Below are 12,710 nucleotides of genomic sequence, written 5' to 3'. Positions count from 1 at the left end.
CAAAAGAAGCTAAATAATTAAATGTTACTAAAAAGTGCCTATAGCACTTTAAAGTACGTACTTTTTATCATGTTGAATATGTTCCATAATAGCATACGTAAGAGGGAAATGAGTAGTACGGTACTAAAAAGTGCCTATGTTACTTTTAGGTACCTATCGTACTTTTAAGTGCGTTCTTCAAAAAAAGAGTAAAGCCATTCATAATAGCATATATCAACAGTAAAGTTATTTTTGTAGAAGATAAAAAGGCCTTTTTATCATACTATTATGATTGGATTTCTCGCATTAAGGAGGAGTTCAATTGAATTCATATACAGTATCTTCTTCGGTTATGCAGACGAATCGGAGAAGTATGTTTGCTTTATTAGCACTAGCAATTAGTGCGTTTGGAATTGGTACAACTGAATTTATTAGTGTCGGCTTATTACCATCTATCTCAGAGGATTTACATGTTTCTGTTACAACAGCGGGGTTAACTGTTTCTTTATATGCATTAGGAGTAGCGTTTGGTGCTCCAGTATTAACGTCATTAACAGCTAGTATGTCGCGAAAGACGTTATTAATGTGGATTATGATTATTTTCATTATTGGTAATGGAATTGCGGCGGTAGCAACAAGTTTTACTGTGTTACTTATTGCGAGGGTTGTATCTGCATTTGCGCATGGTGTTTTTATGTCAATTGGATCTACAATTGCGGCTGCGCTTGTACCTGAGAATAAACGTGCAAGTGCAATAGCATTTATGTTTACTGGTTTAACTGTTGCGACTATTACAGGTGTACCAATTGGAACATTTATCGGTCAACAATTTGGCTGGAGGGCCTCGTTTATTGTTATTGTGGCCATTGGAATCGTTGCTTTAATCGCCAATAGTATGCTAATTCCTTCTAATTTAAAAAAAGGTACGTCTGTATCATTTCGCGATCAATTTAAGCTGATTACGAATGGAAGACTGTTACTTGTATTTATTATTACTGCATTAGGATACGGGGGAACGTTCGTAACATTTACGTATTTATCTCCGTTATTACAAGAAGTAACAGGATTTAAAGCAAGTACCGTTACAATTATTTTGTTAGTATACGGAATTGCAATTGCGATTGGGAATATGGTCGGGGGAAAATTATCAAATCATAATCCGATTCGAGCGTTATTTTACATGTTCTTTATTCAAGCGATTGTATTATTTGTTTTAACATTTACAGCGCCATTTAAAGTCGCTGGATTCATCACAATTATTTTCATGGGACTATTCGCATTTATGAATGTTCCAGGGCTACAAGTGTATGTTGTTATATTAGCTGAGAGGTTTATACCTAGCGCTGTTGATGTAGCATCGGCGATTAACATTGCAGCATTTAACGCAGGAATTGCTCTTGGTGCTTACTTGGGCGGTATTGTAACGAACTCGTTAGGATTAATTCATACGGCTTGGGTAGGTGGAATTATGGTAGTAGGTGCTGTTGTTTTAACTGCGTGGAGTATGACATTAGAAAAAAGAGATCAAGTAAAATAAAAGGAGAGAAAATAAAATGAAAAACTTACAAAGTAAAACAGTATTAAATAATGGTGTAGAAATGCCTTGGTTCGGTTTAGGTGTATTTAAAGTAGAGGATGGACCAGAACTTGTAGAAGCAGTGAAATCGGCAATTAAAGCAGGATACCGCAGCATTGATACAGCTGCAATTTACGGAAATGAAAAAGCTTTAGGTGAAGGAATTCGCGCAGGTATAAAAGAAGCAGGCATTTCTCGTGAAGATTTATTCATTACTTCAAAAGTGTGGAATTCGGATCAAGGATATGAAACGACACTTGCTGCATATGAAGAAAGCTTAAAAAAATTAGAGCTGGATTATTTAGATTTATACCTTGTTCATTGGCCTGTAGAAGGGAAATACAAAGATACGTGGAGAGCGTTAGAAACACTTTATAAAGAAAAACGCGTACGTGCAATTGGGGTAAGTAATTTCCAAATTCATCACTTACAAGATGTAATGAAAGATGCAGAAATTAAACCAATGATTAACCAAGTAGAATACCACCCTCGTTTAACACAAAAAGAATTACAAGCTTTCTGTAAAGAACAAGGTATTCAAATGGAAGCATGGTCACCACTTATGCAAGGTCAATTATTAGATAATGAAACATTACAAGAAATTGCTGAGAAACACGGTAAAACAACAGCGCAAGTTATTTTACGTTGGGATCTTCAAAATGGAGTAATCACTATTCCAAAATCAACGAAAGAACACCGCATTATTGCAAATGCCGATATATTTAATTTCGAATTAACGAAAGAAGATATGGAAAAAATAGATGCGTTAAATCAAAATCACCGCGTTGGTCCAGATCCTGATAACTTCGATTTCTAAGATTAAAGTAAGAAAGAAGAGTGCGTAAAAGCACTCTTTTTTTGTGCATAAAAATAGTTTCTAAATAAATACTACTTAGTATTAAGTTTGTGATAAGGGGCTGTAAACATGAATATAAAGCAATCGTTCAAGATTTTAGCTATGTTTTTAAGTGTTTTATTTGTGTTATTCCCGCTTCAAAAAGCATTTGCAGAAGTTATGGACCATACAAAGTATGAAATGAATTGGAGTTATAGTAAGTCAAAGAAGAAACCAATTCGAACAGAGCTTATTAAAACCGCAGATGGCAAAATTGCTTTTTGCTTAAATGTAGATTTGAAATCTCCAAGCGGTCAAGATTTACCGGAAATGGGGAAAGTGGATATTAACGTATACCGTGTACTATTGAATGGATATCCACAAAAGAGTCCACAAGAATTAGGTGTTTCTGATTGGAGAGAAGCACATTACGCAACGCAGCTTGCAGTGTGGAATGCGTTAAAACAAATCGATATTAATGATTTAGATTTCCGAAATAAAAATGTAGAGAAAGTAACGAAAGACATCGTTGCAAAAGCAAGCGCTAGTGAAGAGTTACAAGAAATTACGATGAGTGTAACTCCTACAGAAGAACAAGAAGCAGTATTAAAAAATGATTTCTTTGAAACAGGTTTATATACAGTAGAAACAAATGCAAAAAGCGGAACGTATAAAGTGCAAGCAACAGGTGCACCAGCGGGCGTGAAATTTGCAAATGAAAAAGGCGAAACAAAAACAGAATTTAATGTAGGAGAAAAGTTCCGCATTTTAATTCCGAAACAAACACCAGCTGGTGGATTTAGCTTTAAAGTATCAGGAAATTTAACGAAATTACAAGGGATTGCGCATAAAGGTACACCGACTATTCAAAATGCAGTAGTATTACTTGAGCGTAGTGAAGAAAAAACAAGTCCAGAGTTAGCGGTAAGTTGGAAAAAGGCTGAGGCTCCAAATAAACCAAATAAGCCATATACTCCAAATGAACCGCATAAACCGAATCAAAAAAGATAATAAAAAAGCATTGGCGTATGCCAATGCTTTTTGTATGTGAGGATAAAAGTTATATTGAAAAAAATAAAATGGATAGAAATAGTGTTTTTAAAGGTTAAATTATATTTAAAAATAATATAAATATAATAAAATCCTGACGTTACGATTAATAGATTAAATTCACAAAATTGTAATATTATTCTTGGAGGGAGGCTATTAAATGAAGGTAAAAGCGTGTAAAATTCATTTGGAAAAACTACCTATAGATGGTCATATATGAAGAAAATGTAAGTTTTTATTGCTATTTTTATTTTTAGATGTATAGATGACAATACTGAAAAATATCTTTTACTATTCTCTTTTTTATGTAGCAAGAGAACTCATCACAAATAGAGAGAAGTGAGGAGGGCATATTACATAAAAATTTTACAATGTAAGAAAGCGAATGCATGGAGAGAAATGCGGTAGTAATATATACAGGTGCGCGAGGTGTTAGTCCATTCATCAAATGTTTTTATATAAATAATAGGATTACTTATTAGATGAATATATAGGGTAGTTTATCTAAATAAAGGAACAGGGGACACAGATTATGTCGAAGAAAAAGACGAGTAGGGTATTAGTAGCTGGAATATGTATATCTACATTATTATCGCCAGTAGCTTTCGAAGCATCGAACGGGTATGCGGCGCCTTTGGAAGAAAATAAAGGTGGGAAATTAGAAGAGGTAAAAGAGAATAAGTTTGAGCAGAGAGTATTTCAGTTGCCGGGGAAAGGTAGCGTAGAAGAAGAAAATAATCGTTTAAGAGTTACTTGGAAACTTTCCGCTAATGAACCGACTGGAATTTATGCGGAGCCAAATGAAGAGATTACAATTGACATAAAAGGAACGCAGTCTATCCAAGCTTTTATTGGAACGAGATCTTATGATGAAAAGGACCCAGAGGAGTTTGATTTAAAACCAGGGAAAAATGTTATTTCATCTTCAAGAGGCGGTATTTTATATTTTTATAATATGAATAACGAAGGAGAAGTAACAGCTTCCGTTACAAATGGTGGTAGTCACTTTCCTTTATTTATTTTAGGTAAGCATACAAAAAAAGATTGGGATGAAATGTTAAAAAAATATAAGGATCCTTATGCAGTTGAATTAAAAGGTGAGAGAAGCTTAATTACTACTACTTACGATTCTGTGCAGAAATATATGAAGAATACGGATCCAACAGATTTAATGAAATTGCATGATAAGATTATCCGTTTAGAAAACGCAGTGGCAGGATTATCTGAGGACAGTGTTGGGGTTGCAAAATCTCCAACTCATTATGTTCAGTTTGTTGAAAAACGGAAGCCTGCTAAAGGGGACTTTATGTTTGCAAAACATTATCATACAGGATATATTCCAACTGCAATGAATAGAGTTTTAGATATAGAGGTACTTGAGAAGGATGGATGGGGACCGTGGCATGAAGTTGGTCATTTACATCAGCAAGAACCGTGGAAGTGGTCTAAAGTAAGGGAAGTAACAGTAAATATTTACTCATTAGCTGTTCAAAAGGCGTTAGGGAATCAATTAGAAATGGATGAGCACTATAAAAACTCATTTGAGTATTTAGAGAAGCCTAAAGCAGAAAGATTCATTGATGACATTAATCCTCTTACAATGTTTTGGCAATTAAATGTAGTGTATGGAGAACATTTTTATCCTAGGTTACATCAAGTTTATCGTTTGTTACCTCAGAGTGAAATGCCTCATTCTGATGAAGAGAAAAAGCAGCTATTTATTTATATGACATCGCAAGTGGCAGGGCAAAATTTAATTCCTTTCTTTGAGGAATGGGGATTAACACCAAATGATGATATTAGAGAGAAAATAGAAAAATCAAAGTTACCTAAATTAGAAAAGGAAATCTGGAAAGCTACAGATAGTAATGATATTCGTGAGAAGCAAGTTGAACCGTATAAGGTTCCATATGGTGAACCTGCTAATGAAGTACAAAATCTTTTAGTTGGTACAGATTCTGACGAGAATGAAGCAAGTAAACTTGTTCGAAATTTAGGTGAGAATGTAAAAGTAACAGGAAAGATTGTATGGCCTAAACTAGAGAATGGTAAACAGGAAGTGTTAGTAGAAATTGGGGATGAGAAAGGAAATAAAAATTCAATTCCTGTCCAAGTTAACGGATTTTATGATGACAGTATAGTTTTTCAAGGACTTTCAGATGATGTAATGTCGACAGTGACACTTCACCACAATAAGAAGAAATTAAATGTAAACTTTACTAATAATGAAATACATTACCGTTTTGAAAAAGAAGAATATATGGGCTTAACGCTATATGACCGAAATGGGATTGAAAAGAAACGTGTATTTGCAGAAGGACAAGAAACGGGAAAAAGATTTGCGATGGAACTAAATGAATTGGATTTTGAATATGGTGATGTAGTAAAAGTATTCCATGCAGAACCGGATCGTCTGAAGTGGTACCAAAATAATACACTTGTAGATCAAGGGAAGGCTAAAAATAAAAAAGAGAAATTATTCCAAATCACTGAGCAAGGGTTCGAATTAAAAGATAGTTTACAAGAAGTGACGGCGAAACCGCAAAAAGTAGTAGTCGGAATGGATGTAGACAAACTAGATCCGAAAGAATTTGTACAAGTAAAAGATGGAGAAGTGGTTGGTTTTGCAGAAAAACCAAATACATCAAAAATCGGAGAACAAAAAATAAAAGTAGAAACGAAAGATCGATTTGGAAATAAGAAAGTGACAGAAGTTCCTCTAACAGTAACATATGGAGATAGCCTACTTGTATATGGGCTAAGCTATAGAGATGGTGACTTAAAATCAATTGTAACTTTGCATCATGATACGAAAAAACTGAGTGCGACAGATACAAAGAACCTAATTCATGATTACTTTAAAGATGAAAAGTATTTTGAATTCACATTGTACGATAAAGAAGGAAGAGTGAAGAAAAATATAGCAGTAAAAGGTTTAGAGAATACGCAAGAATTTGCTAAGGAAGTAAATGGAATTGCATTTGAGTATGGAGATGTAGTGAAAGTATATCATGCGGAATCTTCTCGTTTACATTGGTATCAAAAAGATGTATATGTGGGCGAAGGAAAAAGTAAAGAGATAAAGGAATTAGTCTTCAAAATAACTGAAAATGGATTTGAAAGATTAGACGGTGAGCAAACAGTAAAAGCAAATCCGCAGCAAGTAGTAATCGGAACAAATAGCGAAACGCTAGACGTGAAGAACTTTGTTGAAGTACAGGGTGGAGAAGTAGTAGGTTTTGTAGGGAAAATAGATATGACAAAAATTGGTCAGCAAACAGTGAAAGTAGAAACGAAAGATCGTTTTGGAAATAAGAAAGTGACGGAAGTTCCTGTAGAAGTGACATATGGGGATAGTCTAGTCTATCAAGGTGTGTCCGATGTTACACGTTCAATTATTACGTTAAACCACGCTGAAAAGAAATTACATGCAACATTTACAAATGATGAGATTCATTATCGCTTTGTAAATGAACAGTATATAGGCCTTACGATTTATGATCAAAATGGAAATGAGAAAAAGCATGTAACCGCAGAAGGACAAGAAACTTCGCAGAATTTTGCAGAACAAGTAAATGGTATGGCGTTCGAGTATGGTGACGTATTGAAAGTGTATCATGCCGAGTCAGATCGTTTAAGTTGGTATAAAAAGAGTGAGTTCGTTGGAAAAGGAGATAAGAAAAAGTTTAAAGAAATTTCCTTTAAGGTTACTCCAAATGGTTTAGAACAAGTGTAACAATAAAAAAATCTCGTAAAACATTATGTTTTACGAGATTTTTTTATTATTCAGCTTCAGAAACTACTGTGAAGCGTTCGTTTACATGTTTTGGGTTTTCAATTTCATCAAGTGCTGCAACTGCGAAGTCTTCGTAACTTACGTAGCTATCACCTTTTGCGTTCACAAGAAGGTTGTCTTTACCAGCTTTATAAGAACCAGTACGTTTTCCTAATGCGAATAGTGCAGAAGGGCTGATGAATGTCCAAGTGATGTCATTTGTTTGTTGTAAGATTTCTAAGTTTTTACCTTGGTTTTGAGCTGTTGCAAGATATTCTTTCGGGAAACCTGGTGTCTCAAATACACGTGTTGTTTTCTCTTCGTCTACAAACAAGCTTCCAGCGCCACCAACTACAAGTAATTTTGTGTTAGGTGCACCTTTCATCGCTTCAATTAGTACGTTTCCTGCATCTACGTGAAGGTGTTCTTGTCCTGCTGGAGCACCGAATGCATTTACAACTACATCGAATGCTTGCAAGTCGTTAGATGTAAGAGAGAATACATCTTTCTCTAAAACTTTTACATTGTCTTCCTTAATTTTTGCAGCGTTTCTTACGATTGCAGTTACTTCATGTCCGCGATCTAATGCTTCTTTTAAAATACGACTTCCTGCTTTACCATTTGCTCCGATGATTCCGATTTTCATAATAAATCCCTCCAAAGTGTTTTGTTAAAGTGTATATCTGAAAGTAAATGAATGTGTTGTAATAAGGTTTGTTACAACCTGATGTAATCATTATAGTTACAGGTAGACGCTTTTGTCAATGGGGTAGTTTGTAGATTTATTTTTTGTTTTAGTATGCACAGTTAGAGGGAGGGTAGTCAGTCATAAAGATATTGTTACTGTGAACCTGGCTAATATTTGGAAATTGCAAATTGTCGAAAAATGTTGATTTTTGAATGTTTTTTAAATATAATTCGTTTTATGGAGAAAAGGAGGGGTTAATTGTATGAATATTTTGGAACAATTCGTTTCGTCAACGAATACAATTCTTTGGTCATATATTCTTATTGCAATGTTAATTGGTTTAGGTCTTTATTTTTCTATTAAATTGAAATTCGTACAAATTACTCATTTAGGGGAAATGATTCGTTTAATGAGTGATGGGTTAACTGGAAAGACGCGTAAAAAAGGCAGTGTATCTTCTTTCCAAGCATTTTGTATGAGTTCTGCAGCTCGTATTGGTATAGGTAACTTAGCTGGTGTAGCGTTAGCTATTTCTATGGGAGGACCTGGAGCAGTATTTTGGATGTGGGTTATTGCGATTATCGGGGCTTCTTCAAGTTTCGTCGAAAGTACGCTTGCACAAATTTATAAAATAAAAGATGGCAGTGGATTCCGTGGTGGTCCTGCTTATTATATGGAAAAAGGTTTAAATAAACGTTGGATGGGGATTTGGTTCTCTATTCTGATTACAATTAGTTACGGTTTAATTTTCAACTCAGTACAAGCAAATACAGTTACATTAGCGTTTAAAAATGCATTTGGTATTGAGCGTTACGTTGTTGGGATTGTATTAGCAGTATTAGTTGCGGTTATTATTTTTGGTGGTGTAAAAAGTATTGCGCGTATGTCGGAAATGATTGTTCCGCCAATGGCAATTCTTTATATTGCAGTAGCGATTTTCGTTGTTATTAAAAACTTCTATTTACTACCAGATGTGTTTACAGAAATCTTTAAAGGTGCATTCGGTTTAGATTCAGCTGTAGGCGGTGGTATCGGTGCTGCGATGAAATATGGTATTCAGCGCGGGTTATTTGCGAACGAAGCAGGTATGGGTAGTGCGCCGAACGCGGCAGCAACAGCTGATGTAACGCATCCAGCCAAACAAGGTTTTATTCAAACAATCGGCGTTTTAGTAGATACATTCTTAGTATGTACATCAACAGCATTTATCGTACTATGTTCTGGTGCATATAAAGCAACGAACTTAGAAGGTATTGAATTAACACAAAATGCATTAAGCTCACAAATTGGCCCATGGGCGAGCAGTTTCTTAGCGATTATTATTTTCTTATTCGCTTTCAGTTCACTTCTAGGAAACTACTACTATGGTGAAACAAATATTGAATTTATTAAGCAAAGTAAAACGTGGTTAACAATTTACCGTGTTGCGGTAGTTGGAATGGTATTATTCGGTTCTGTTGCGACGCTTCAAGTTGTATGGAATATGGCAGACTTATTTATGGGTCTAATGGTAATAACGAACTTAATTGCGATTACACTTCTTGGCCGATTTGCGTACGCGGCATTAACAGACTATGTAAGGCAAAAGAAACAAGGGAAAGATCCAGTCTTCAGTGCAGATTCTATTCCTGGTTTAACGAATACAGAGTGCTGGGATAAGCCAGTGGTAACAGATAAAGAAAAAGCAGTGTAATTGAAAAGGCGAGCATCGAGGTAAATTTGATGCTCGCCTTTTTTGTTGTAGTAAATGATGAAAAGGGTGAGGGGTAATTATTAATATAACTTTTTTGTTTGTTCCTCTCGTTATTTGTGGGGAACGTACTGTTTTAAAAGTATGGCTGGTCGAAGAGGATAAGAGATTGAGTATTGGATAAATGCATGTAATAGCTATATTTTTATGAAAAAAAACACGTATGTTAAGATAGTTAACGTATTCATGTCATAAAACCTAACATAAAGTTCTTGATTACTAAAAGTTTTTAGAATATAATTTTCTTATTGTTAGGAAGAGGGGGCAATGCAAATATGGATTTTTTAGCTAGGGTAATTGGGGATGTAAATAATATCCTTTGGTCATATGTCATTATTGCGATGTTAATTGGGTTAGGGCTCTATTTTTCATTTCGTGTGAAATTTGTCCAAGTTCGTTACTTCGGTGAAATGATTCGATTACTTGGGGATGGAGCAAGCTCGAAAACGAGGAAAGCACAAAAAGAGAAGAGCGGCGTATCATCATTCCAAGCATTTTGTATGAGTACAGCTTCTCGTGTAGGTACTGGTAACTTAGCTGGTGTAGCTATCGCAATTTCAGCGGGTGGTCCAGGAGCAGTATTTTGGATGTGGTTAATCGCGGTAATTGGGGGTGCTTCTGCATTTGTAGAGAGCACATTAGCGCAAATTTATAAAGTGAAAGATGGGAATGCATTCCGTGGGGGCCCAGCGTATTATATGGAAAAGGGTTTAAAGAAACGCTGGTTAGGTGTTGTGTTCTCTGTTCTAATAACAGTAAGTTTCGGATTAATTTTTAATGCTGTACAGTCTAATACTGTAGCGGCTGCCTTTGATGGGGCATTCAAAACAGATAGTAGGTTAGTAGGTCTTGTTATGGCTGGTTTACTTGCAGTTATTATTTTCGGCGGAGTAAAACGAATTGCTCGCGCGGTTGAAATGATTGTTCCAGTAATGGCAATTATTTATGTAGCAGTGGCATTATTCGTTGTTGTAACAAACATTACGGCAATTCCGTATGTATTTAAAGAGATTTTCTTACATGCTTTCGGAATTAAAGAAGTAGTAGGTGGGGGACTAGGAGCCGCGATTTTACTAGGGGTAAAACGCGGATTATTCTCAAATGAAGCAGGTATGGGTAGTGCGCCGAACGCAGCAGCGACTGCGAACGTAACGCACCCAGTTAAACAAGGTTTCATTCAAACTTTAGGGGTATTTACAGATACATTATTAATTTGTAGTTGTACAGCATTTATTATTCTTTTATCAGATGTGCATAATGCAGCTGATTTAAATGGAATTCAATTAACGCAGCAGGCGTTAAGTCAACATATCGGTCCATGGGCTTCTATATTTGTAGCAGTTGCAATCTTCTTGTTTGCATTTAGTTCATTAGTAGGTAACTACTACTATGGTGAAACAAATATTGAATTCTTAAATGGAAGTAAAGTGCTATTAACAGCGTACCGCATTGCTGTACTTGGTATGGTTATGTTAGGATCTGTAGCGACAATTCAAATCGTTTGGGATGTAGCAGATTTATTCATGGGTATTATGGCTGTTATTAACTTAGTGGCGATTGTATTCCTCTCTAAGTATGCTTTTGCGGCATTATCAGATTACGTAAAGCAAAAGAAACAAGGGAAAGATCCGGTATTCTATGCGGATTCTATTCCAGGTTTGAAAAATACAGAGTGCTGGGATAAGTCAGCAGTAGCTGATAAAGAAAAAGCAGTATAATGAGGTGAGCATCAAGTGAAACTTGATGCTCATTTTTTGTTTTATCCAGTTGTTTATAGATGGTAAAAGACGAACATTTATGAGCATTTCATAATTAAATATAATTTTTTAAAGAAAAGTGCGGATATGAGTTGTGATTTATGTTAGAATGGAAAATGCCTTTGAAACAAGAGTTTTCATGACATTTCCTATCCAATCGAAGGTTACGGAGGAGAAATGGAAAGTTCGGATTATTTCTTGTTTTGAATGGTCAGACGTTCAACGTTAATGAAGAGTTAAATGGAGGATTTTATTAATGAAGTTTGTTATGTTCCTTGTAGGATTACTCGTTGTATTTGTACTCGGTTTTCTTATAAGTGCCGATCGAAAGAAGATTAAGTATAAACCAATCGCAATTATGCTTATTATTCAGCTAGCATTATCTTATTTCTTATTAAATACGCAAGTTGGTTATATTTTAGTAAAAGGAATTTCAGATGGATTTGGCGCACTTCTTGGATATGCGGAAGCTGGAATCGTTTTCGTATTTGGTGGTCTTGTTAATAAAGGAGAGGTTTCATTCTTCTTAACAGCGCTATTACCAATCGTATTCTTTGCGGTTTTAATCGGAATTCTGCAACACTTTAAAATTTTACCGATATTTATTCGTGCTATTGGTACGTTGTTAAGTAAAGTAAATGGTCTAGGAAAACTAGAATCATATAATGCAGTAGCAGCTGCCATTGTTGGACAAGCAGAAGTATTTATTACAGTAAAAGATCAATTAAGTAAAATCCCAAAACATCGTTTATATACATTATGTGCATCTTCTATGTCGACAGTGTCGATGTCAATCGTTGGTTCTTATATGAAAATGATCGAACCGAAATATGTAGTAACAGCACTTGTATTAAATTTATTTAGTGGTTTCATTATCATTCATATTATTAACCCGTACGATATTACAGAAGAAGAAGATACACTGAAATTAGAAAATAAGAAAAAACAATCATTCTTTGAAATGCTAAGCGAGTACATTATGCTTGGTTTCACGATTGCGATTACAGTAGCAGCTATGTTACTTGGTTTCGTAGCATTAATTACAGCAATTAATAGCTTGTTTGATTCAATGTTCGGTATTACATTCCAAGCTATTTTAGGATATATTTTCTCACCATTAGCATTCGTAATGGGTATCCCGCAAGCTGAGATGGTAACAGCGGGACAAATTATGGCAACAAAATTAGTATCAAACGAGTTTGTTGCGATGCTTGATCTTGGAAAAGTAGCTGGTGATTTATCGGCTCGTACAGTTGGTATCCTTTCTGTATTCCTTGTATCATTTGCGAACTTCTCATCT

General features: G+C 35.2%; 8 protein-coding genes. 7 read left to right on the top strand and 1 reads right to left on the bottom strand.

What is annotated here, in order from left to right; all coding sequences use genetic code 11:
* Positions 1-331 precede the first annotated feature (331 nt).
* The 4 genes from HMPREF2590_RS21975 (at position 332) to HMPREF2590_RS21960 (ending at position 7,176) form a co-directional block, all read left to right on the top strand.
* Positions 332-1,516 (top strand): MFS transporter, encoded by a 1,185-nt coding sequence (locus HMPREF2590_RS21975; RefSeq protein WP_168409556.1) that lies wholly within the window; start codon positions 332-334, stop codon positions 1,514-1,516.
* Positions 1,517-1,532: 16 nt separating this feature from the next.
* On the top strand, positions 1,533-2,372 hold the full coding sequence (locus tag HMPREF2590_RS21970; protein WP_070861529.1) for an aldo/keto reductase: 840 nt from the start codon (positions 1,533-1,535) through the stop codon (positions 2,370-2,372).
* Between the two features lie 108 nt (positions 2,373-2,480).
* On the top strand, positions 2,481-3,401 hold the full coding sequence (locus HMPREF2590_RS21965) for a thioester domain-containing protein (protein ID WP_001022514.1): 921 nt from the start codon (positions 2,481-2,483) through the stop codon (positions 3,399-3,401).
* A gap of 571 nt (positions 3,402-3,972) precedes the next feature.
* A complete protein-coding gene (locus HMPREF2590_RS21960; RefSeq protein WP_000038393.1) occupies positions 3,973-7,176 on the top strand; it encodes a putative mucin/carbohydrate-binding domain-containing protein in 3,204 nt (1,067 codons plus the stop codon).
* Between the two features lie 46 nt (positions 7,177-7,222).
* Here HMPREF2590_RS21960 and HMPREF2590_RS21955 read toward each other — a convergent pair whose 3' ends face one another.
* The gene (locus HMPREF2590_RS21955) at positions 7,223-7,861 is read right to left on the bottom strand and encodes an NAD(P)-dependent oxidoreductase (RefSeq protein ID WP_000689874.1); all 639 of its coding nucleotides are present in this window, start codon (positions 7,859-7,861) and stop codon (positions 7,223-7,225) included.
* A gap of 304 nt (positions 7,862-8,165) precedes the next feature.
* Between HMPREF2590_RS21955 and HMPREF2590_RS21950 the strand changes: the two genes are divergently transcribed.
* From HMPREF2590_RS21950 to HMPREF2590_RS21940, 3 genes are all read left to right on the top strand, one after another.
* Positions 8,166-9,596: an alanine/glycine:cation symporter family protein gene (locus HMPREF2590_RS21950; protein WP_001022940.1), complete on the top strand. Its 1,431-nt coding sequence runs from the start codon at positions 8,166-8,168 to the stop codon at positions 9,594-9,596.
* A 332-nt stretch (positions 9,597-9,928) separates the two neighbouring features.
* Entirely contained in the window at positions 9,929-11,371 is a 1,443-nt protein-coding gene (locus HMPREF2590_RS21945) for an alanine/glycine:cation symporter family protein (RefSeq protein ID WP_000346412.1), read from the top strand.
* A 295-nt stretch (positions 11,372-11,666) separates the two neighbouring features.
* Positions 11,667-12,710 (top strand): NupC/NupG family nucleoside CNT transporter (locus tag HMPREF2590_RS21940; protein ID WP_070861528.1); only part of this gene is annotated, 1,044 nt, incomplete at its 3' end.

The organism is Bacillus sp. HMSC036E02 (genome assembly GCF_001836235.1).
In the GTDB taxonomy this organism is placed as follows: domain Bacteria; phylum Bacillota; class Bacilli; order Bacillales; family Bacillaceae_G; genus Bacillus_A; species Bacillus_A cereus.
This window is presented reverse-complemented; position numbering and strand designations above follow the sequence as displayed.